Genomic DNA, 22,390 nt, shown 5'->3' with positions numbered 1-22,390 from the left:
CTTACCGCGCCGCCTCCCAACACGGAATGGATTAGAAGGGCAAGAGCACAGGTCCCGAGACCAGGAAGCGCGCCAGCGCCTGGGCCTTGGTGCGCAGCGAGTCCACCTCGATGGACTCCTCCACCGTGTGCGAGCCCTGGCCCCGGGGGCCCAGTCCGTCAATCGACGGGATGCCCAACCCAAAGGAGGTGCTGGCATCCGAGCCGCCCCCCACCCGGGGCGACTCCGCATGGCCCAGCCCCGAGGCCTGGGCGCACCGGCCGTAGGCGGCCATCAGCGCCGCGGAGGCCTCGGTGCGCTCCAGGGGCGCGCGCGCCACCCCGCCCACCACCTCCAGCCGGGTGCCCGGAATGCCCTGGCAGGCCTGGGTGGCCAGGTGCTGGAGGCGCGCGACCAGCGCCTCGCCGTCCTCGCGGGAGCAGAAGCGCAGGTCCACGTCCGCCTCGGCGCGGTCCGGCACGGTGTTCTTCCCCTGTCCGCCCACCACCCGCCCCACGTTGACCGTGAGCCCGCGCTCCGCGTCGGTGAGCTGCTGCGCCCCGTCCACGAAGCGCGCGAGCGCCCAGAGCGCGTTGGCCCCGTCCGCGTACGCTTCGCCCGCGTGGGCGGCCCGGCCCTGGGCCACCACCTTGAGCGTCCCCGTGCCCTTGCGCTGGGTGATGATGGCATCCCCCGGCCGCCCCGCCCCGAAGACGAGACAGGCCTGGGCCCCGCCAATCGCCTCGCGGATGACGCCCTGTCCCTCCGGAGAGCCCACCTCCTCGTCCGAGACCACCACCAGCCGCAGCGGCGGCAGCGCCTGCAGCCCCCCCGAGGCCGCCAGCGCCCGGAGCGCCCAGGCCATGACGATGAGCCCGCCCTTCGGATCCAACGCGCCGGGCCCCCGCCGCAGCCCCCCCTCCTTCCGGTAGCCCTCGAACCGGCCCGGGGGGTAGACAGTATCCAAATGTCCCACCAGGGCCACGGGCCGCACGCCGGCCCTCCCCGCGGAGCGGAACACGAGATGATCGGCGAAGCGGGCGCTGAGCACCAGCTCGGCGGAGAGTCCAGGCACCGCGAAGCCCTCGCGCAGCAGGCCCGCCAGCGTCCGGCCCCCGGCCGGGTTCTCCGTGTAGGAGTTCACCCGCACCAGCGCGCCAAGCGCCTCGTCCATCTCCCCCGTCCTGTGCTCCAACCACCTGGCAGCCGCTTCTCCCAACTCGCGCATGAGGCCTCCCGGGCCGGGGGCATACGTCAGCCCCGGCAACACGCAAAGTCCCCTTGTGTGCTTGCTCCCCTGGCGCCCGGCGGGGGTACCAGGGCTGGCCGGAAGCTTGCCGGGTGCGCTCCCCATCCGCATCCCTCTCTATACAAGGGAGGATCAAAGAATGTCCGACAAGCTCTGGATTCTGGTGGGCAACGCGAGCCGGGTGCGGCTGTTCTCCGCGAACGATCAAGGGGATGACTGGAAGCTGCTGGAGGAGTTCCGCCACGACGACAGCCGGGCGCGCAACACGGACCTGCTGGAGCAGCAGGACAACCCCAACGCCGGTACCCTCCATGGCCCCGTGGCCGAGCAGGAGCCCAACGGCCGGAAGAACCTGGAGCACGAGCGGTTCGCGCGCGAGCTGTGCGCGCACTTGGACCGGGGCGTGGACCACCACATGTTCGAGCGCCTGGTCATCGCCGCCCCGCCCAGCTTCCTGGGCCTGCTGCGCAAGACGCTGAGCAAGCGGGCACTCCAGCGGCTGGTGCTGGACCTGGATGCGGACTATTCCAATCTGCCCGCCCGTGAGCTGCCCAACCGTGTGCCCATCCTTTAGGGACGGAACGCTCTGGAAGCCCCTGCGGCTCTGATACGCTCGTAGGCAGGACGGGCTGCCCTCAGACCTACGGCCTGGGAAGCAGCCCGTCGCTGGTACTCCTCCTGGCCAGAGCGACATGACCCTGCCCCTTCTTGGCACCCTCAAGCTTCGCGGGCGCCTGACGCTGTACACCACCCTGCTCTACGTGGTGCCGCTGGCGGCGCTGGGGTGGCTCCAGTTCATGGACTCGCGGGAGCGGGTGCGGCTCCAGGTTCAGGACACGCTCTCCCTGGAAGCCTCGGGCCTGCGGGATTTGGTGGAGGCCATGCTCGCCGAGCGCGAGGCGAACGTGCGCACCTGGGCGGAGGACCCCAGCCTGCGCGCGGCGCTCGAGGGCCCCACCCCGGCGGTGGCCGCCCCGGAGCTGGCCGCCGTGCTGCGCCACGCGCCCACCTTCAGTGGCCTGGTGCTCTTCAACCTGGAGGGCCAGGCCATCGCGGCCAGCCCCCCGGGCCTGCTCCATGCCTACTCGGACCAGCAGGACGAGGTGCTGGAGAGCCCCTGGTTCCGCGCCGCGCGCGAGGGGCGGATGACGGACAAGGGGCTGAGCCCCCAGGCCTCCTCCATCTTCCGCAAGCGCGTGCTGCCCCTGGCGGCGCCCGTGGTGGGCGAGCCGGAGGCCCCCCCGCTGGGCGTGCTGATGGCGGCGTATGACTGGGAGCACCTGGCCCGGGTGGTGGCCCCCACGCTGGAGCGGGCCCGCCTGCGCTCCCACTTGAGCTTCGCGCTGTCGGTGCGGCGCGAGGATGGCACGAGCCTCTTCGAGGCGCGGGGCGCCCCGCCGCGCCCGGGCTCCAAGCCGCTGACCGTCGTCATGGAGAACGACCGCCGGATCCGCGACGTGGGCGACGGCTGGCGCTTCGTGGCGCAGGTGGATCCCGAGGAGGCCTACGCGGACGAGTCCCGCACGCTGCTGGTGAACTTCTCCGTGACGGGCCTGGCCATGATGGTGGCGGCCATGGGCACCTTCCTGGTGGCCCGCATCGTCACCCGGCCGCTCGTGGCGCTCAGCGGCATGGTGGGCCGCATCATCCACGACCGGGACCTGAGCCAGCCCCTGCCCGTGCAGGCCTCGAACGACGAGGTGGGGCAGCTGGCCAGCGCGTTCGCGCTCATGCTGGGCCACCTCCGGGACACCACCGCCAGCCTGCAGAACGGCATGCGGGTGCTCAACAACACGGTGAGCGAGCTCAACCAGGCCTCGCGCCACCAGGAGCGCAACATCGCGCGCCAGGCCGCCGCGCTCCAGCAGACGCAGGTGACGGCGCAGGAAATCAAGCAGACCTCCCTGCTGGCCGCGGAGAAGGCCGACACGGTGCTCAGCGTGGCCTCCCGGGCAGAGGACGTGGGGCGCTCGGGCGAGGCCGCCATCAGCAGCAGCCTCGGGGGCTTCGAGGGCCTCCAGGAGCAGGTGGCCCAGATGGCGCAGAGCATCGCCCGGCTCAACGAGCGCACCCAGCAGATCGGCGGCATTACCCAGACGGTGAAGGACCTGGCCGACCAGTCCAACATGCTGGCGCTGAATGCCGCCATCGAGGCGGTGCGCAGCGGCGAGCACGGCAAGGGCTTCGGCGTGGTGGCCCGCGAAATCCGCTCCCTGGCCGACCAGTCCATCCAGGCCACCGAGCGCGTGCGGGACATCCTGGGGGACATCAGCCAGGCCATCCTCTCCACGGCGAAGATGACGGAGCAGGGCTACACGCGGATGGAGGAGGGCCTGGGGCAGGTGCGCGCCAGCGGCGAGAACCTCCGCGAGCTGTCCACCATCGTCCACGACAACGCCGCGGCCGTGCGGCAGATCGCCGCCGCGGTGAGCCAGCAGAACGCGGGCATCTCCCAGATTTTCGGCGCGGTGACGGACCTGTCCACGATGATGAACGAGACGGTGACGAGCCTCCAGTCCACGAGCAACGCGGCGCGCACCCTGCAGGAAGTCGCCGAGCAGATGGAGCACGTGGCCCGCAGCTACCGGGTGTAGAAGGGCCCCATGCCCCTGCCCCCGCCGCGCGCCCTCATCTTCGACCTGGGCAACGTCCTGGTCTTCCACGACAACGGCCTGCTCTTCCACCGGCTGGGGGCCCGCGCGGGCCTGCCCCCGCAGGAGGTGGTGCAGCGGCTCACCGGCGCGGGCTGGACGGCGGCCAACCGGGGGCAGCTGGACGCGGAGGGCATCCGCCAGGACGTGTGCGGGGCGCTGGGGGTGGAGCTGCCCATGGAGGAGTTCGCCCCGCTGTGGAGCAGCCACTTCACCGTGCACGAGGCGGTGCTGCCCCTGGTGGAGGCGCTGGAGGGCCGGGTGAAGCGGGTGCTGCTGTCCAACACCAACGTGCTCCACGTGGCGTACCTGCGGCCCCGGCTGCCCCTGCTCCAGCGCTTCGACGCGGTGCTGATGAGCTGCGAGGTGGGCCTCGTGAAGCCCGAGCCCGCCTTCTTCCAGCTCGCCCTGGAGCGCGCCGGCTGCGCGCCGCACGAGGCCGCCTTCTTCGATGACCTGCCCGAGTACGTGGAGGCCGCGAACGCGCTGGGCATCCGCGGCCACCTCTTCACCACCGCGCCCGCCTTCGCCGCGCAGCTCGCGGCGCTGGGGCTCTGAGGCCTACGGCTGCTCGTAGCGGGCGATGAGCGGCTCGGCCTTGCCCGCCTCCGCCCAGGCCTGGAACGCCGGCAGGGCGAGCACCGCGTCCGCGTACGCCTGGCTCACCGGCTCCAGCGCCACGCCGTAGGTGACGAAGCGGGTGACGACGGGCGCGAAGAAGGCGTCCGCGATGGTGAAGTGCCCATAGAGAAACGGCCCACCCTGCCCGAAGCGGCCCCGGCACTCGGCCCACACCGCCTGGATGCGGGCGATGTTCTCGTCCACGGCGGGCGGGCGCGCCCGGCCCGGCTTCCGGGCGCGGATGTTCATGGGCATGTGCTCGCGCAGCGCCTGGAAGCCCGAGTGCATCTCGGCCACCACGGAGCGCGCATGCGCGCGGGCCGCGGCCGCCTGGGGCCACAAGCGGGCCTGGGGGAACGTCTCCGCCAGGTACTCGCAGATGGCCAGCGAGTCCCAGATGACGAGCTCCCCGTGCTGCAGCGTGGGCAGACGCCCGCTGGGCGAGTACCGGGCGACGCTGCGCGCGGTGTCCGCCTCACCGAGCGGCACCACCACCTCGCGGAACGGCTGCCCCACGTGGGCCAGGGCGAGGTAGGGGCGCAGCGACCAGGAAGAGTAGTTCTTCGACGCGACGATGAGCGTGAGTTCGGCCATGGGCGGCAACCCTACCGCCCGGCGGGCGCGGTTCAACCCCTGGCGCGCTTGGGGGCGAGGAGCGAACGGACGCGGGCCAACAGCCGCGGCCGGGGCGGGGCCTCGCGCGGTTCGATGCGGAACACCTCCACGGGCAGCCGCAGCCCCTTGAGGGCATTGCGCCGGAAGCGCAGGGCGGGCGGCAGCGCGTGGCCATCCACCTGCCGCATCACCGCCTCGCTGACGTAGAGCGTGCCCGGCCGGGCGAGCGCCTCGATGCGCGCCGCCAGGTTCACGCCCTCACCGAACAAATCCCCCTCGTGGGAGACCACCGGGCCCACATGGACGCCGATGCGCAGCGCCATTTGCCGCTCGGCGGGGGCCTGTTGGTTGTAACAGCGCAGCGCGTCCTGGAGCGCCACGCCAAATCGCACCGCCGGCAGCCCTCCGTCGAACGCGAGCAGGAAGCCATCCTCCGTCGCCTTCACCTCCCGCCCACCCTGGCGGGGCAGCAGCTCCCGGACGAGGCGGGCATGCTCCGCCCTCAGCTCTCCTTCCAGTGCCTCCTCCTGCGGAACCCGGGCCTCCCGTGAAACCATCGCCGTGAACATGACCGCCGTGACACTGCGAATCTCGGCCTGCGGTGCTTCCACCATGGCGTGACGCCTCCCCTTCCCCCCCGGCTCAGCTGAGAATGTTAGCGTGAAGACAGATTTCCAGCCTGTACTCGCCCTGAAGACCCCAAAAGGGCCACCTGACCCCGGAGGGTAATCCCCACCCCAGGGGCCTGTCCCTCCGGACTCCCCGCAAGTGCGTCCTTCTCGACGCAATGCGCCAACGCCGCGTCGCGTGCCTCACACTGGCCGTGAACCGGAGGGAAATCCCCGGGCGAAGCGCCGTGCATGGGGCTTGAGTCGAAGCCCAAGAGGCCGGAAGGTGGGACGGAATGCCCCCCAAGCAGCACATCTACCTGGTCCCAGGCTTCTTCGGCTTCACCAACCTGGGGGAGCTGCTGTACTTCGGCCACGTCCGCGACTTCCTCCAGGCGGAGTTCGCCCGGCGCGGGGTAGAGGCCGAGGTGGTGGCCATCCTGTCCCACCCCACCGCCTCCATCCGGCAGCGCACGGCGGACCTGCTCAAGGCCGTGCAGGAGACGGCCAGCGAGGACGAGGGGCCCATCCACTTCATCGGCCACTCCACCGGCGGGCTGGACTCGCGGCTGTTCGTCAGCCCCGGGGCCTCGCTGCGCGAGGGGCTGGCGCTGGAGCTGTACGCCAGCCGCGTGCGCTCCGTGGTGACGGTGTCCACGCCCCACGCGGGCACGCCCCTGGCCTCCTTCTTCCTGGGGCTCTTCGGCCAGCAGCTCCTGCGGCTCCTGTCGCTCTTCACCGTGTACGTGCTGCGCTTCGGGCGGCTGCCGCTGCGGGTGATGTTCCGGCTGGGCCACGTGCTGGCGCGCGCGGATGATCAGCTCGGGTGGAAGGCGACGCTGCTCGACCAGCTCTTCGACCAACTCCTGGGCGACTTCTCCTCGGACCGCCGCGAGGCGGTGTCGCGGTTCCTGGGAGACGTGGGCAAGGACACCTCGCTCATCCCCCAGCTCACCCCCGAGGGAATCGACCTGTTCAACGCGGCCTGCTCGGACCGGCCCACCGTGCGCTACGGCTCGGTGATTACCCAGGCCCGGCCCCCGTCCCTGCGCACCCGGCTGTCCACGGGGTTGGATCCCTACGCGCAGCTCACCCACACGGTATACGCGTTCTTCTACGGCCAGACGCGGAACATGCCGCTCAACCGCATTCCGCTGCACACCGCGGAGCAGACGGCCGCGCTGGTGCAGGCCTACGGGGCCCTGCCCCACGCCGAGGCCTGTGACGGCATCGTCCCCACGCGCTCCCAGGTCTACGGCCAGGTGATTGGCGCGGTGCGGGCCGACCACCTGGATGCCATCGGCCACTTCGACCAGCCCACGCACCACCCGCCCCACGTGGACTGGCTCATCTCCGGCTCCGGCTTCCGCAGGCCCCAGTTCGAGAAGCTCTGGAAGGACGTGTCCGGCTTCCTGCTGAACGAGTGACGCGCGGCATGGCTCGCCTGCCCCCTTGCCCTCCGGCCGGGGAACAACGGGTTGGCGGATGTCCTCACCATCTCCAATCTACTGAGGCCCGCAGGCCATTCCGCCGCGTGGCATGACGCTGGGGAACGCGGACATGAAATTTACGAGTCACGTCAATCTTCCCGCCGAGGCGCGCGAGGATCTCATTGATGTTCTGAACGTCAACCTGGCCAACGCCGTGGACCTGCACTGGCAGGTGAAGCAGGCGCACTGGAACATCCGCGGCAAGCACTTCATCAGCCGCCACCAGTTGTTCGACAGCCTGGCCGACCACCTGCGCACCCAGGCGGACGCCATGGCCGAGCGCGCGGGCACCCTGGGCGGCTACGCCGAGGGCACCATCCGCCTGGCGGCCAAGAACAGCCAGCTGCCCGAGTACGACTTGCAGGCCGTGGATGGGGATGCCCACCTCTCGGCCCTGGTGGACCGCTTCGCGCGGTACGCGGCGAGCATCCGTGATGGCATCCAACGCTCCGAGGCGCTGGAGGACCCCGTGACGGTGGACCTGCTCACGCAAACCCTGGGCGTGGTGGAGCTCGACCTGTGGTTCCTGGAGAGCCACCTGCAGGGCGATGCGCGCACCACCGCCAACCGCTCCCGCCGCGACGACGTGCAGCTGCCCGGCAATGCCTGATGAGGCGCGCCCGGGAGGATGGCCCCCGCTTTCGTCAAGCGCGGGGCCCGTCCGGGCCATATAAGAGGACCCCCATGGCCACCCCCATGAGGGTCCTCACATGATCGATCTCTATACGTTCACCACGCCCAACGGGCAGAAGGCCTCCATCGCTCTGGAAGAGCTGGAGCTGCCCTACACCGTGCACATGGTGAACATCGCCCAGGGCGAGCAGTTCCGGCCGGAGTTCCTGGCCATCAACCCCAACAACAAGATTCCCGCCATCGTGGACCACTCGGTGCCCGGAGGGCTGAAGCTCTTCGAGTCCGGCGCCATCCTGCTGTACCTGGCGGAGAAGACGGGGCGGCTCTTGCCCACGGACCCGGCGGGCAAGGCCGAGGTGACGCAGTGGCTGATGTTCCAGATGGGCGGCGTGGGCCCGATGCTGGGGCAGCTCGGCTTCTTCACCCGCTACGCCCCCACGAAAATCCCCCTGGCCATCGAGCGCTACCGCAACGAGAGCAGCCGGATTCTGGGCGTCCTGGACCGGCACCTGAGCGGCCGGGACTACGTGGCGCGCGCGTACTCCGTGGCGGACATCGCCCTGTACCCCTGGCTGGCGGCGGCCCGGAACTTCTACCCGGAGCTCTTCCGGCCCCTGACCGGGATTCCCCAGTGGATGGAGCGCGTGGGAGCCCGTCCCGCGGTCCAGCGGGGGATGAAGGTCCCCCCGCTCGCGCGTTGAATTCCCATGGCTTCCCTCGAACAGCTCGCCTTCCAGAACCCCTACGCCTCCCTGCCCCCTGAGTTCGCCGTCCGGGTGCGGCCCGCGCCGCTGGCGGAGGCGCGGGTGGTGAGCGTCAGCCCGGAGGCGCTCCGGCTGCTGGACCTGGATGAGGCCGAGGCCCGGCGCCCGGAGTTCGGGGAAGTGATGAACGGCGCGCGGCTGCTGCCGGGCATGGAGCCGGTGGCCACCGTGTACGCCGGGCACCAGTTCGGCGTGTACGTGCCCCGGCTGGGCGATGGGCGCGCGCTGCTCCTGGGCGAGGTGCGCAACGCGGCAGGCGAGCGCTGGGAGGTGCAGCTCAAGGGCTCGGGCCCGACGCCCTTCTCGCGCATGGGCGATGGGCGCGCGGTGCTGCGCTCCACCATCCGCGAGTACCTCTGCAGCGAGGCCATGCACGCGCTGGGCATTCCCACCACCCGCGCCCTGTGCATCCTCGGCAGCCCCGAGGCCGTCTACCGCGAGGAGGTGGAGACGGGCGCCCTGCTGGTGCGGATGGCCCCCTCGCACGTGCGCTTCGGCACCTTCGAGTACTTCGCCCACACCGGGCAGACGGAGCACGTGGCCCTGCTCGCGGACCACGTCATCGCCCGGCACTTTCCCCACCTGGAGGGGGCGGCGGACCGGCACACCCGGCTGTTCTCGGAGGTGGTGGACCGCACCGCGCGCCTCATCGCGCAGTGGCAGGCGGTGGGCTTTGCCCACGGGGTGATGAACACGGACAACATGTCCATCCTGGGCCTCACCCTGGACTACGGCCCCTACGGCTTCCTGGACGACTTCGAGCCGGGCTTCATCTGCAACCACTCGGACCACACGGGGCGCTACGCCTTCGACCAGCAGCCCCGCATCGCCCTGTGGAACCTGGCGTGCCTGGCCCAGGCGCTCCTGTCGCTCGTGCCGGAGGCGGCGCTGCGCGCGGCGCTGGAGACGTTCGCCCCCACCTACTCCGCCCAGTGGCAGGCCCGGATGCGGCAGAAGCTGGGCCTGCGCGAGACGCGGGAGGAGGACCGGGGCCTGCTGGAGACGCTGCTGGCGCGGATGGCGGAGTCCCGCACGGACTACACCCGCTTCTTCCGGGCCCTGGGGCACTTCGACGCCTCGCCCCAGGCGGACAACGCCTCCCTGCGGGCGATGTTCGCCGCTCCGGAGGGCTTCGATGCGTGGGCCGCCCTGTACCGCACGCGGCTGGCCGCCGAGGGGAGCGTGGACGCCGAGCGCCGCGAGCGCATGGCGCGCGTCAACCCCAAGTACGTGCTGCGCAACTACCTGGCCCAGACGGCCATCGCCCGGGCCCAGCAAGGGGACTTCAGCGAGGTGGACCGCCTGCGCGCGGTGCTCTCGCGCCCCTACGAGGACCAGCCGGGCGCGGAGGCCTACGCCGAGCCCCCGCCGCACTGGGGCCGGTGCCTCGAGGTGAGCTGCAGTTCCTGACGGTTCCCGGCCTGACCGGGAGTTCTCGCCGTGCACTTTGCGTCAATCGGCGGCCTCCGGGAGCGAGACTGCTTGCCGGCCCCGGTGAGGCAGCCAACCCTTCGGAGAATGGTCTCCGACTTCACCCAGCTGCCCGCCCGGGGCGAGCAAGGCGCGATCCACGTCGTGGTCGAGTCCCCCCGCGGCTCCACCGTGAAGCTGAAGTACGAGCCGAAGCTGCGGGCCTTCACCATCAGCCGGCCGCTGACGCGGGGGCTGCGCTACCCCTTCGACTGGGGCTTCATCCCCGGCACCCGGGGGCCCGATGGGGACCCGCTGGACGCCCTGGTGTACTGGGACGTGGCCACCTGGCCGGGCGTGGTGTTGCCCTGCCGGGCGCTGGGCGTCCTCCAGGTGGAGCAGAAGAAATCCGGAGGCCAGGGCCGCGAGCGCAATGACCGGCTGCTGATGGTGCCCGTGTCCGCGGCGCGCTCCGAGCACCTGCACAGCCATGAGGACGTGTCCCAGCGCGAGCGGGAGGAGTTGGAGCACTTCTTCCTCACCGTCGTGGCCTTCGCGGACAAGGACGCGCGCATCCTCGGGTGGCAGGGGCCGGAGGAGGCGGAGCGGCTGGTGAAAGAAAGCACGGGGGGCTGAGCCACCATGTCCCATCCCACGCCCGTGCGCGGGCTGAGCCCCGCGAGCCGGTTGGACGAGGCCGCGCGGCGCATCCTCGCGGCCCGCCTGGCCGACGTGCGCCACCCCGAGGCCAGCCTCTCGGGCGAGTTCTCCATGAAGGGCGTCCACGACATGCGCGTGGCCACCCGCCGCCTGCGCGCGGCCCTCCAGGTCTTCCGCCCGGCGGGCCGGCTGAAGAGGGTGGAGCGCCGGGTGAAGCAACTCCAGGATGCGCTCGGCGAGGTGAGAGACCTGCACGTCCAGCAAGACTGGCTGGACCAGGCCATGCGCCAACAGCCGTCCAAGCACCGTGCGGGCCTCAAGTCCCTCCACGCGCGGCGGCAAGGGCAGCTCGGCGGCAAGTCGAAGCGGCTGAAACAGGCGCTGAAGCGCTGGACGGAGCGCACCGTGCCCTCGCTGCTCCTGCGGATGGGGCAGTTGGAGGACTCCCGCGCTTATGGAGGAGGCTCGGTCCGCCGCCACCTGCGCCAGCGCCTCAAGCGGGTGGAGAAGCGCATGGCGCAGTACGGCACGGCGCCCGGCGCGGCCTCCGCGCACGAGCTGCGCAAGGAGCTGAAGCGGCTGCGCTACGCGCTGGAGATCTTCCAGCCCGCCTTGCGCCGCACCATGGACGCGCTCCTGGAGGTCCTCGTCCCCCTCCAGGATGGCCTGGGCGAGCTGCACGACGCGGACGTGCGGCTGGAGCTGCTGGAGCACACCGCCGCCGAGGCCACCTCCCCGGAGCGGGAAGCGGCCCGGAAGCTCCTGGAGACGGTGCGGCAGGAGCGCGCCAAGCGCGCGGCGGAGATCGCCCGGGAGCTCCAGCGCTGGCAGTCAGAGCAGATCATCCGCGGACTGCGCCGGCTGCTGCGCTGAGCCTTACGGCCCCACGGCCCCGGGCGTGGACTCGCCACTCTCGGGCACGGCTGGGTACCCGGCCGGCTGGGACGTCACCTCGACGCGCACGGCCCGGGGCTCCCCGCCCACGTCCTGATAGGAGGCTCGGATCTGGCTGCCCTCCTCGATGTCCGTGGCGCGGGCCTGCCGCCCATCCACGAGCACCTGGGTGGTGGGGGCGAGCTGGAGCCGGACCTGGGGCTCGCCGCGCACGCTCACCAGCACCTCCTGGGCGTTGACCGTCAGCACCTCTCCGTCGATGAACTGCGCGCCCTGGGTGGCGGCGGGGGCCACGGGCTGCTGGGCCTGCTGGGACAGCTCCGTCTGCTGCTGGCGCTGGGCCTCCAGCGCGCTCGACTGAGCCGCCGCGACGGTCTGCTCCGCCTGCTGGGCCTGCTGCTGGGCCTGCTGCGCCTCCCGGATCTCCTGCTGGGCCCGGTTCTGGGCATCCGCCAGCTCCTCGCGTGCATCCTCGACAGATGCCTGCGCCCGCGTGGCCTGATCCTGCTGCTGGTTGGCCTCCTTCTGCGCGTCCTCTGCCTGGCCGAAGGCCTTCTCCGTGCGCTCATGCGCCTGAGCGACGACCTGGGAGGCAGAGGTCTGCTCGCCTTCTTGCCGGGCCGATAAGGTCTTGTTCTGGTCGCACCCTGTGCTCAACAGCAGTGCGGCGATGCCAGCCGATACCCCGATGGCGCCCCGTTTCATGGTCTCTCCGTTGTGAGGTGGACACGGGAAAGATGACGCTCGGGCGCCGGACGCCAACCCGTCTCCAGGCAACCCGGGAGCTGCGTCCGCCTGCTCCCCCGGTGTGCCCGCGAGATGCCTCTACCGTTGAGCCGGGTTCAGCGGTAAGCGGCGAGGATGCACGTTTGTGGTCTCGACTTTGGAACCAGTAACACCGCGGCGGCCCTGCCGGATGGCACGGTGCTGCCCATTGCCCTGGAAACCCGCGAGCAGCGCCTCTTCCGCTCCGTCCTCTTCTTCCCCGAGGAAGAGCGCTCCGTGTACGCCGGGACTCCCGCGATTAACCGGTATCTGGAAGACAACGCCGGGCGCTTCATCCAGTCGGTGAAGTCCTTCCTGCACAGCCGCTCGTTCCGGGCCACCCAGGTCAACGGCCGCACCATGACCATCGAGGACCTGGTGGCGCTGCTCCTGCGCCGCGTGCGCGAGGCCATGGGCGCCCACCTGGGCAGTGCCCCCGAGGCCGTGATGATGGGCCGGCCCGCCGTCTTCACCGAGGACGCGGAAGCGGACGCGCTCGCCGAGCAGCGGCTGCGCAAGGCGGCGGAGCTCGCGGGCTTCACCCGCATCCAGTTCCTCATCGAGCCCATCGCCGCGGCGCTCGCCTACGAGGCCCAGCTCACGCGGGACGAGCTGGTGCTGGTGGCGGACTTCGGCGCCGGCACCACGGACCTGACGCTGATGCGGCTGGGGCCCTCGCGGCGGGAGCAGCTGGACCGGCGCGCGGACGTGGTGGGCTCCACGGGTGTGCGCATTGGCGGTGACCGCTTCGACGCGGAGATCATGCGCCACAAGCTGCTGCCCCGCTTCGGCGCGGGCACCACGTACCGCGTCCGCGGGCTCACGGACAAGCGGCTGAAGGTGCCCCAGCACGTCATGGCCAAGCTGCTGTCCTGGCACGAGATGTCCTTCATCCGGGAGAAGTCCACCCAGGAGCTGCTGGAGATGATGCTGGAGACGAGCGACCAGCCCCAGACGGCCGAGGCGCTGTATGACTTGGTGATGGAGAACCTGGGCTACCGGCTGTTCCGGGCCATCGAGGCGGTCAAGGTCAAGCTCTCCCAGGAGACGGAGGCAACGCTGGACTTCGAGGAGGCGCGCATCACCCTGCACGAGCGCATCACCCGCGAGGAGTTCGACACGTTCTGCCAGCCGCTGCTCACCGAGCTGGACCAGTGCACGCAGGGGCTGCTGGACCGGTGCGCGGGCTCGGGAGAGATCGACGCGGTGTTCCTCACGGGCGGCTCCTCGCAGATCCCCGCCGTGCGCCAGCTCTACGTCAACCGCTTCGGCGAGGGCCGGGTGCGCACCGCGGATGCGTTCACCTCGGTGGCCGAAGGACTTGGCCGGGCCTCCGCCGCGCTCGCCCAGAGGTCATGAACCCGCGGGTGGAGCCATGGCTCACGGCGGGCGTGCTCCTCGTCGCGATGGCGGGGCTGGCGTACCACTGCCACTACCTCGCCGTTCCCATCGTGGACGACGCGGCCATCTCGCTGGCCTATGGCCTCACCTTCTTCTCGGGCGAGGGGCTGCGCGTCACCCCCGCCTCCCAGCCCGTGGAGGGCTTCTCCAATCCCCTGTGGACGTTGCTGCTGGGGCTGAGCCACCCGCTGCACCTGAAGCCCGTCCCCTTCACCCACGGGCTGGGCATCGTGTTCGGGGTGCTGGCGCTGCCGGCCGTCGCCGCGTGGGGGCCCGCGGCGGAGGGACGCCGGTGGCGCCTGGAGGACGCGGTGGCGCCGTGCGTCGCGGCGCTCAACCCGACCTACGCCTATTGGATCTCCAGCGGCATGGAGACGGGCCTGGAGGCTTTCCTGCTGGGCCTCTCGGGGTTCTTCCTCCTGCGGGAGCTGCGCACCGGGCGGACGGCGCACGTGGGCTGGGCGCTGGGGCTCTTGTGCCTCACCCGGCCCGAGGGCGCGCTCTTCACCACGGCGGCGGGCGCGCTCTGGGTGGGGAGCCGGGCCCTGGAGCGGCGGTGGCCCGGGCGGCAGGAGCTGCGCATCTTCCTGTGGCTGCTCGCGCTGGTGGGCGGCTGGCTGGGGGTGCGCTGGTGCTACTTCGCGGACTGGCTGCCCAACACCTACTACGCGAAGCAATTCTGGGAGTTCAACGCGGCGGCGTACTTCCGGAACTTCTGGCTCACCTATAAGCCGCTGTGCGTCCTGGCGGCGGCCGGGTGGCTGTTCGGGCTCGCGGGACGGGGGGCGGTGGCCCGCCAGACGGTGCTGGCCCTGCTCTACATGGGCTGCGGCCTCTATTTCGTGTGGAGCGCCAAGGGGGACTGGATGCGCGAGTGGCGCTTCTTCGCGCCCCTGGTGCCGCTCCTGGGCGCGGCGATGGCGGTGGGCCTCTCGGGGGCGCGGGCGATGAGCGCGCGGTGGGTGGCCCAAGGGCGGGGACGGATGCCCGCGCGGCTGAGCCTGGTGGCGGTCACCGGGGCGGCGCTGACCGTGGGCGTGCCCGGCTTGCGCGCGAGCATCGCGCGGGCGCCCGAGGTGCAGGCCAACCCGGAGCTGCCCTACACGCTCATCGCGGGCAACTTCCGGAGGGTGCGCACCCAGACCCAGGCGCTGGGCCAGGTCCACCCGCTGCTGGGCTACCCGGACCTGGGAGGCCAGGCGATGGTGCTCCGCGACGCGGAGATCATCGACGTGGCGGGGCTGGCGGACTACGCCGTGGCCCACCACGCGAACAACTACCCGGCGCTGGAGGACTACCTCCTCTCGGAGGGCCCGTGCATCCTGCTGGACGCGCACGGCCCCAGCGGACACCTGGCGGGCTTCCAGAAGCTCATGGGGAACTACCACTCCATCGGAGGGTCCTTCTTCATGCTCAACGGGCTGACCCCCACGGAGGATCCGCGCTGCCCCGAGAGCAAGGCGGCCACCCTCGCCCTGGACCCGGCGGCCCATCTCCAGCGCTTCGAGCAGGAGATCCGGGAGGACCAGGCGCAGCGGGCCCTGCACCGCTGGCGCTGTGTGCGCGCGTACACGGCGGCGGAGCAGCTTCCGGACGAAGCCTCACGCGAACGGCTGGCGGAGCTGGCGGACCAGCGCGGTGATGCGCTGGTGCGCGAGGGACACCTGCTCCCGGCCCTGCGGCAGTACTCGCTGGCCACGCTGCTCGATGAGGGCAACGCGCACCGGCGCCGGAAGACCGAGAAGCTCCGCGGCCGCATCTACCCCAGGCCGCAGGTGCCATGATTCTGGGAAGACCCCACCGTGAGGTTTGAATGAAAGGGAACCGGAAGCACCTCTTCCTCGGACTGGCGCTGCTGGGTGGCGCCGGGCATGCCGGAACGGCCCAGGCCGAAGAGCCGCAGAGGGTCTCCTCGCGGCTGACCCTCCTCGCCCTGGACGGCGACGTCGATACGACGGACTTCTCCACGGGGCTTCACCTGGGGCTGTCCGTGCGCTCGCCCGAGCTCGTGCCGGGACTGCGCGCCGAAGCGGAGCTGTCGCTGTTCGTGGCCGCGAGCGCGCAAGGGGGCCTCTCCCTGCGGGACAACGCCAGCTTCGTGCGGCTGTCCTGGCAGCCGGAGTCCTGGGCCGAAGGCTCGGGGCTCGCGCTCACCGTGTTGCCCCTGTCCTCGACGCGGCTGCACCTGGGCTACGAGTTCCCCGCCACGTGGGGCCGCTTCCTCTACACCTTCCGGGCGAACGCCAGCGGGAGCAGCGGCGTGCCCGGGGTGGAGCTGCGGCTGACCCGGCCCTGGGGGTACGCCTTCGCCGCGGCCAAGAGCGGCCTGGAGACGAACGCGCTGAGCCTGGAGGCCGAGCGCCTCGCGATGGGCCTGGCCGGCGCCGGCGTGGACGTGCTGCCCCAGCTGCGGCTCGAAGCGGCCGGCGCCCTCGCCGGGCATGGCCAGATTCCCGGGTTCGCGGCCGTGGGCGTCGAAGGCCACTCCCGGACGCTCGGCGTGTCGGGGCGCCTGCTCTACCACCAGGGTGTGGCCATTGGGCCGAGCGTCGACTTCACGCTCTACCAGCAGGACCCAGCCGTCTACGAGACGCTCTTCGCCCCCGAGGCCTATCCGGGAGGCCTCGCGGCCCGTGTGTCCCTGGAGGGGACCCACCTGGCGCAGGACCTCGTGGCGCCCGGCAACAGCACACCGGGACAAACGGACGCCGTGGGCTCGACGGCGCTCGCGCTCCAGGGGCGGCTCAAGATGGACCGGCTGCGCATCCACGCGCTGGCGCTCTACCGCACCGCGGCCTTCCTCGTGTCCGAGGTGCCCGGCTTCCCGGCCTTCAGGGCCCTGGCCTCGGACTCGGTGCAGGCGGACACGTCGCTGACCGCGGGCGTGGACTACCACCTGCCGGCGTTGGGCCTCACGCCCGGGTTCCTCATGCGGGCCGTCTGGCCCGCGGCCTTCCAGAGCGGGGGGGCCCTGGAGGGCGGCGGGCTCACGCCGGGGCTGACCGCGGTGCTGCGAGGGCCCACGTCCGTCTCCATCCTGCCCGAGGGACGCGGCCGCCGGCCGCTGCTGCTGGCCAAGGCCACGGCACGCTGGGACCTGGGCACCCGCGCCGCGGCCCTCGGCGAAGTGTTCTATGCGCGCGATCCCAACCGGACCACGTTCCAGGAGGGCCCCGAGGGGGTTGCCGGGCCTGTCTTCGAGCCCGCCTCCTCGGTGGGGTTCTCCCTGCTGCTCCAGGCCCGCTTCTGAGGCCTCCGGCTTCACCGGAACGCTGGGTGGGCAACACCCCCGGAGGGGACACTCCCTCCGGGGCATGACGGTCCATACCTTGTTCGAGTACGCCGCCGTGGGGCGGACCGCCCAAGTGCCGGAGACCGGATTTTCATGCCCCAGGTGGCCGACTTCATCGAGAACAACCGCGGCCTCATCGTCCAGCGCTACCTGGAAGAAGCCAGCAAGCTGGAGCCCGCCCGGGGACTCACGCCGGATCAGGTCATCGATACCTTGCCCGAGTACCTCGGGACGCTCGCGGCCATCTCCCGCCAGGGACACCGGGGAGACCCCTCGGTGACGAAGAAGCGCCTGGAGGAGACGCACATCGGCCTCCGCCTGCGCTCCGGCTACAACCAGGAGGAGACAACGGGCGAGTACGTGCTCGTGGGCCGCCTCATCACCTCGCTCTGGGAGCACCTGCCCCAGCACGAGCAGCCCTCCCATACGGACAAGGCGCTGCTGGCCGAGGCGCTCCAGGACGCGATGAACCAGGTCATCGTCACGTTCACCGGCTACAGCCTGGAGGACCGGCAGCGCGAGAAGCGGTTCCTCCGCCAGTTCGAGACGATTGCCTCCGGACTCTTCGATACCCTCGAGACGCCCGTCTTCCTCCACGAACGGCTGGAGGCGCTGGTCGAGACCGTGCAACAGGCCCTGAACGCGGATGCGGCCGCACTCCTGCTCCTGGCGCCGGACGGCACGGGGTTCGTCCCCACCACGTACACGGGGCGATGGAGCGGCCAGGCGTACGCCGAGCCCACGGACGCCCCGGACTCCTTCGTGAGCCAGCTCAGCCGGTCGGAGGAGCCCCTCACCCTGCCGGACGCGACGGATCCGCACGCCCGGGTGGCCGAGGGCATCCGCCGCAGCGGCCTGCGCTCCCTGCTCGGCCTGCGGCTGTGGCCCCACGGCAGGCTGCTCGGGGTGCTGTACATCGGCGTCCAAGAAACGCGGATCTTCGACCCCCAGACCAAGCGCTACCTCGAGACGCTGGTGGAGTACCTCTCCGGCATCATCGACAAGGCGCTCCTGCTCCAGCGGCTGCGCGCCTCCGAGACGCTCTACCGGATGGCGGCCGAGGCCATCAGCGACGTCATCTGGGACTGGGACCTCCGGACGAACGCCGTCTCCTGGAGTCCGGGCCTCCAGAAGCTCTTCGGGTACGGCCCGAAGCAACTGGGCGAGACGGCCTCCAGTTGGTACGGCAACATCCACCCCGAGGAGCGCGAGCAGGTCCTCCACTCCATCCACGAGGTCATCGACGGGGAAGGAACACACTGGAGGGCCGAGTACCGTTTCCGCCACCAGAACGGCAGCTACATCCACGTCATCGACCAGGGGCGCGTCGAGCGCGGCCCGGATGGCAAGGGGGTGCGGATGGTGGGGGCCATGCAGGACATCACCGCGAAGAAGCTGGCGGGCGCGGCGCTCCAGGAGAGCGAAGACCGGCTCCGGGTGGCGGCGGAGGCCGCGGAGCTGGGCACCTGGGATTTGCGGCCGGTCACGGGGGCGATGCGCATGGATGACCGGGCCAAGCGCCTCTTCGGCATGCCCCCGGAGACCGAGCCGAGCTACGAGCGCGTCCTGGCGCGGATCCACCCGGAGGACCGGGACCGGATCCACGTCGCGGTGCAGCGCGCACTCGCGGGGGAGAACCAGGGCGAGTACCGCGCCGAGTACCGGACGGTGGCCCCGGGTCCCCGGGGCGAGCGGTGGCTCCGCTCCTCGGGCCGCGCCTTCTTCGAGGGGACGCGGGCCGTGCGCTTCATCGGCATCTTTCAGGACATCTCGGAGCGGAAGCGCCAGGAAGCGCTGGCGCGCACGCAGACGGAGTTCGAGGAGCAGCTCATCGGCATCGTCTCCCACGATCTGCGCAATCCCCTCAACGCCATCACCCTGTCCGTGGCGGCGCTCATGCGGAACGACGACCTGAACGAGCGGCAGGCCAAGGGCGTCTCGCGCATCCAGGCCTCCGCGGAGCGTGCCACCCGGATGATCCGCGACCTGCTCGACTTCACCCGGGCCCGGCTTGGCGAGGGCATCCCCGTGCGGCGCGCGCCCTGCGACTTTCATCTGCTCACCCAGCAAGCGGTGGAGGAGGTGCGGCTCGCCCATCCCGACCGGGACGTCCACCTCACCGCGAGCGGCCCGGGCCAGGGGGCGTGGGATGCGGACCGGCTGGCCCAGGTCATCACCAACCTGGTGAACAACGCCCTGGCCTACAGCCCCCCGGACAGCTCCGTGCGCGTCGAGACCCAGGGAGAGGAGGACGCCGTCCTGCTCTCCGTGCACAACGCGGGAGAGCCCATCCCGCCCGAGCTGATGCCGCGCCTGTTCGAGCCCCTGAGGCGGGGAGCGGACAAGGTGACCTCGGCCAGCCGCAGCATCGGCCTGGGGCTCTACATCGTGAATCACATCGTGCAGGCGCACAGAGGACGGATCGAGGTCCGCTCCAGCGCGGGCGAGGGCACGGCCTTCACCGTCCGGCTGCCCCGCCACTGAGGCCCCTGGACGGCGCTATCGATCCCCTCCAGGGAGCTTCGGGTCCCTCATCTCTCCCCAGAGCAGGACATGGCCCTCACGGTCCACCACCACCGTGTGGAAGACCCCCGCGGCCAGAGCGGACGCATGCGTCCCCCCGTGGGCCTGCACGGGCACCTGTTGCGGAAAAGCGGTGCCATCTCCGAGCTGCCCGGACTGGTTGTAGCCCCAGGCCCAGAGGGAGCCATCGGCGCGCTGTGCCAGCGAGTGATAGTAGCCCGCGATCACCTGGGTGACGTCCATCAGCCCGGGCACCTGCCTCGGGACGGACCGGCGCTGGAGCGTTCCATCCCCGAGATCGCCATAGCGATTGCCGCCCCAGGCCCAGACGGTCCCGTCGGCACGCAGCGCCAACGCGTGATAGCTGCCCGCGGCCACAGCGGTCACGTCCGTCAGCCCGGACACCTGCACCGGAACGAGCTCCTCCTCCAGCGAGACCTCCCCAGACGCGTCATAGACAATGAGGCCCCAGGTCCAGACGGTGCCATCGCTTCGCACCGCCAGCGAGTAGCTGTTGCCCGCGGCCACGGCGGTCACGTCCATCAAACCGGAGACCCGAACCCAGGTGCCCAGCGAGACCCGCGTCCCATTCCCGAGCTGGCCCACGTTGTTGAGACCCCACGCCCAGACCGTGCCGTCCTCGCGCAGCGCCAGCGCGTGCGTCGCCCCCATGACCAGGGTTTTGATCTGGGTCAGTCCCGCGATCCGAATGGGGGACGGCTGGTAGATCGGCGAGCCTCCGAACAAGTCGTAGCCCCAGACCCAGAGCGAGCCATCCTCCAGCAAGGCCATGGATTGCGTGCCCCCCGCGGCGATGGCCACGGCTCCACTCAACCCGGACACCCGCTCCTGACCGTTCCGGGAGCGGTAGGTTCCGTCCCCCAGCTGGCCCGAGGTATTGACTCCCATGGCCCAGACCGTGCCGTCGGCACGAAGGGTCAAGGCGTGCGAGTCGCCCGCCACGATGCTCACCGTGGGCGCCTCGTCCGAGGGCCCACAGCCCAGCCCCAACCACACACACAGGCACACTGCCAAGACTCGGTGCATCTTCCAGCTCCTGACGCCGCGTCCACGGGACTGGGCACCCTTCCAACGCGGCGGAGCCTGTTTCTTCCCCGCGCACCTCCAGAATCCTGGAGCTACTTGGGCGCCGGGGGACTACCGGCCCCGCCGGCCTCCTCCGCCCGGGCCTCGCGGCGAGCGGCCCGGGCCACGGGCGGGCTTGCCCCGCGGTCCTGCGCCCTTGCTCCCCGGACGCTTCGCCCCCCGAGGGGGGCCCCGCTCCGGTCCAGACTTCTTCCCCCGCGAGTCCTTGGCGGCCCGGCGCAGACCGCTCCCCCGGCTTGGCGCCTCACCGCGGCGGGTGCCCTTGCCCCGGCGCTCCTCACGCTCCCCCGGGCGGCCCGCGCCCCGGCGCTCCTCACGCTCCCCTGGGCGGCCCTTGCCCCGGGCCTCGCCCTTCCCCTCCTTCGCGGGCCGGGCACGGGGGCCCGGGCGCTCGCCCGCCGCACGGGGACGGCCCTCCCCACGGCCCTTGCCCTTGCCCTTCGCGCTCACACCGGCGGGACGGGGCAGCTCGCGGAACGTGTCCTGGCCCGACTCCTCCTTCCGGGCCTGGAACTCCTCCAGTTCCTCGCGGAAGACGGCGTCCTCCCGGGGAACCTCGGCGCGCGGCAGGCTCATCTGGGTGATGCGCTCGATGGCGCGCACCGTCTCCTCATCCCGCTCGGTGACGAACGTCGAGGCACGCCCACTGGCCCCTGCCCGGGCCGTGCGGCCAATCCGGTGGACGTAATCCTCCGGCGAGTGCGGCAGGTCGAAGTTGATGACGTGGCCAATGTCCTCCACGTCCAGCCCGCGCGACGCGATGTCGGTGGCCACCAGGCAGCGGTACTGCCCCCGCCGGAACCCCTCCAGTGCCTGCCTCCGCTGGCCCTGGGTCCGGTCCGAGTGGATGACCGCAGTCTTGTGGCCCGCGCGCTTGAGGACCTCCTGCACCTTCTCGGCGCGCTCCCGGGTGCGGGTGAAGACGAGCACGCTCAACTGGTCCTTGGCGAGCAGGCTGAGCAGCAGCGGGTACTTCTCGTTGCCCTCCACCTCGTACAGCCGCTGCACGGCGCGCGCGGCGGGCGTCCCGCTCGGCGTCACCTCCACCTTGACGGGCTTGCGCAGCACCTCCTGGGAGAAGCGCGTCACGTTGTGGCCCAGGGTGGCGGAGAACAGGAGCGTCTGACGCTCCCGGGGCAAGGCGGCGAGGATCTGCTGCAGCTCGGGCATGAAGCCCATCTCCAGCGTCCGGTCCGCCTCATCCAGCACGAGCATGCGCACCGCCGAGAGGTTCGCCACGCCCTCCTTCAGCAGGTCGGCCAGCCGGCCCGGGGTGGCGAGCACCAGGGAGGGCTTCTGCCGGAGCGCCTCCACCTGCGCGCCCATGTCCGTGCCCCCGGTGACCACCGCCTGGGTGAGCCCCCGCGGCTCCCCGAAGAAGGCGGCCTCCTGGGCAATCTGCACCACCAGCTCGCGCGTGGGGGCGAGCACCAGCCCCGCGGGGCCCCGCTCCCCGGCCAGGCGCTCCACCAGCGGCAACAGGTAGGCCGCGGTCTTGCCCGTGCCGGTGACCGCGCAGCCAATCACGTCCCGCCCCGCGAGCGCCGGCGGAATGGCCTGGGCTTGAATGGGCGTGGGCGAGGCGAAGCGGGCGCGCCGCACCGCATCGAGGGTTTCAGGGGAGAGGCCAAGGTGCTTGAAGGAAGTGCTCACGGGTCAGGGGCTAACACACCCGGACGCGCAGGGCGATCCACAACATCGCCTGGCAGGGGCCCAGGCCATGTCAGC

Annotated in this window: 19 protein-coding genes; 13 read left to right on the top strand and 6 right to left on the bottom strand. The window is 71.4% G+C overall.

Features of this window, described 5'->3' with window-relative positions; genetic code table 11:
* Positions 1-31: 31 nt before the first annotated feature.
* Entirely contained in the window at positions 32-1,153 is a 1,122-nt protein-coding gene (locus KY661_RS02645; protein WP_225408678.1) for a M20/M25/M40 family metallo-hydrolase, read from the bottom strand.
* A 214-nt stretch (positions 1,154-1,367) separates the two neighbouring features.
* On the opposite strand from KY661_RS02645, the gene KY661_RS02640 reads away from it, so the two are divergent.
* The 3 genes from KY661_RS02640 to KY661_RS02630 all read left to right on the top strand — a co-directional run bounded on the left by KY661_RS02640 (position 1,368) and on the right by KY661_RS02630 (position 4,437).
* The gene (locus KY661_RS02640; RefSeq protein WP_225408677.1) at positions 1,368-1,802 is read left to right on the top strand and encodes a host attachment protein; all 435 of its coding nucleotides are present in this window, start codon (positions 1,368-1,370) and stop codon (positions 1,800-1,802) included.
* A gap of 118 nt (positions 1,803-1,920) precedes the next feature.
* A complete protein-coding gene (locus KY661_RS02635) occupies positions 1,921-3,822 on the top strand; it encodes a methyl-accepting chemotaxis protein (protein WP_225408676.1) in 1,902 nt (633 codons plus the stop codon).
* Positions 3,823-3,831: 9 nt separating this feature from the next.
* Positions 3,832-4,437, top strand: a complete 606-nt coding sequence (locus KY661_RS02630) for an HAD family hydrolase (RefSeq protein WP_398577127.1) — start codon at positions 3,832-3,834, stop codon at positions 4,435-4,437.
* Between the two features lie 3 nt (positions 4,438-4,440).
* Here the strand turns inward: KY661_RS02630 and KY661_RS02625 are convergent, their stop codons facing one another.
* Complete coding sequence (locus KY661_RS02625) at positions 4,441-5,094, bottom strand: glutathione S-transferase family protein (RefSeq protein WP_225408675.1); 654 nt, start codon at positions 5,092-5,094, stop codon at positions 4,441-4,443.
* Between the two features lie 32 nt (positions 5,095-5,126).
* Positions 5,127-5,729: an adenylate/guanylate cyclase domain-containing protein gene (locus KY661_RS02620; protein ID WP_225408674.1), complete on the bottom strand. Its 603-nt coding sequence runs from the start codon at positions 5,727-5,729 to the stop codon at positions 5,127-5,129.
* A gap of 290 nt (positions 5,730-6,019) precedes the next feature.
* Here KY661_RS02620 and KY661_RS02615 point away from each other — a divergent pair, with 290 nt between their 5' ends.
* The 6 genes from KY661_RS02615 (at position 6,020) to KY661_RS02590 (ending at position 11,553) form a co-directional block, all read left to right on the top strand.
* The gene (locus KY661_RS02615) at positions 6,020-7,150 is read left to right on the top strand and encodes an esterase/lipase family protein (protein ID WP_075010231.1); all 1,131 of its coding nucleotides are present in this window, start codon (positions 6,020-6,022) and stop codon (positions 7,148-7,150) included.
* A 133-nt stretch (positions 7,151-7,283) separates the two neighbouring features.
* Positions 7,284-7,823, top strand: coding sequence for a DNA starvation/stationary phase protection protein Dps (dps, locus tag KY661_RS02610; protein WP_225408673.1), 540 nt, complete (start codon positions 7,284-7,286; stop codon positions 7,821-7,823).
* Between the two features lie 100 nt (positions 7,824-7,923).
* Positions 7,924-8,547, top strand: a complete 624-nt coding sequence (locus tag KY661_RS02605; RefSeq protein WP_225408672.1) for a glutathione S-transferase N-terminal domain-containing protein — start codon at positions 7,924-7,926, stop codon at positions 8,545-8,547.
* 6 nt (positions 8,548-8,553) lie between these two features.
* A complete protein-coding gene (locus KY661_RS02600) occupies positions 8,554-10,020 on the top strand; it encodes a protein adenylyltransferase SelO (protein WP_225408671.1) in 1,467 nt (488 codons plus the stop codon).
* Positions 10,021-10,128: 108 nt separating this feature from the next.
* Entirely contained in the window at positions 10,129-10,656 is a 528-nt protein-coding gene (locus KY661_RS02595; protein ID WP_225408670.1) for an inorganic diphosphatase, read from the top strand.
* A 6-nt stretch (positions 10,657-10,662) separates the two neighbouring features.
* Positions 10,663-11,553 (top strand): CHAD domain-containing protein, encoded by an 891-nt coding sequence (locus tag KY661_RS02590; RefSeq protein ID WP_225408669.1) that lies wholly within the window; start codon positions 10,663-10,665, stop codon positions 11,551-11,553.
* Between the two features lie 3 nt (positions 11,554-11,556).
* Here the strand turns inward: KY661_RS02590 and KY661_RS02585 are convergent, their stop codons facing one another.
* On the bottom strand, positions 11,557-12,279 hold the full coding sequence (locus KY661_RS02585) for a hypothetical protein (RefSeq protein ID WP_225408668.1): 723 nt from the start codon (positions 12,277-12,279) through the stop codon (positions 11,557-11,559).
* A gap of 156 nt (positions 12,280-12,435) precedes the next feature.
* Between KY661_RS02585 and KY661_RS02580 the strand changes: the two genes are divergently transcribed.
* From KY661_RS02580 to KY661_RS02565, 4 genes are all read left to right on the top strand, one after another.
* Entirely contained in the window at positions 12,436-13,698 is a 1,263-nt protein-coding gene (locus tag KY661_RS02580) for an Hsp70 family protein (RefSeq protein ID WP_225408667.1), read from the top strand.
* Positions 13,695-15,524 (top strand): hypothetical protein, encoded by a 1,830-nt coding sequence (locus KY661_RS02575; RefSeq protein ID WP_225408666.1) that lies wholly within the window; start codon positions 13,695-13,697, stop codon positions 15,522-15,524. The genes KY661_RS02580 and KY661_RS02575 overlap by 4 nt, the downstream gene beginning before the upstream one ends.
* Positions 15,525-15,553: 29 nt before the next feature.
* Positions 15,554-16,990: a hypothetical protein gene (locus tag KY661_RS02570; RefSeq protein WP_225408665.1), complete on the top strand. Its 1,437-nt coding sequence runs from the start codon at positions 15,554-15,556 to the stop codon at positions 16,988-16,990.
* Between the two features lie 135 nt (positions 16,991-17,125).
* Entirely contained in the window at positions 17,126-19,516 is a 2,391-nt protein-coding gene (locus KY661_RS02565; protein WP_225408664.1) for a sensor histidine kinase, read from the top strand.
* A gap of 15 nt (positions 19,517-19,531) precedes the next feature.
* On the opposite strand, the gene KY661_RS02560 is transcribed toward KY661_RS02565, so the two are convergent.
* Complete coding sequence (locus KY661_RS02560; RefSeq protein ID WP_225408663.1) at positions 19,532-20,602, bottom strand: RCC1 domain-containing protein; 1,071 nt, start codon at positions 20,600-20,602, stop codon at positions 19,532-19,534.
* Between the two features lie 111 nt (positions 20,603-20,713).
* Positions 20,714-22,315, bottom strand: coding sequence for a DEAD/DEAH box helicase (locus KY661_RS02555; protein ID WP_317987203.1), 1,602 nt, complete (start codon positions 22,313-22,315; stop codon positions 20,714-20,716).
* Positions 22,316-22,390: the final 75 nt, after the last annotated feature.

The organism is Allostigmatella hybrida (assembly GCF_020103775.1).
GTDB classification, from domain to species: Bacteria; Myxococcota; Myxococcia; order Myxococcales; family Myxococcaceae; genus Hyalangium; species Hyalangium aurantiaca.
Note: the sequence above shows the minus strand (reverse complement) of the source record. Positions and strands in the feature narration are given on the sequence as shown.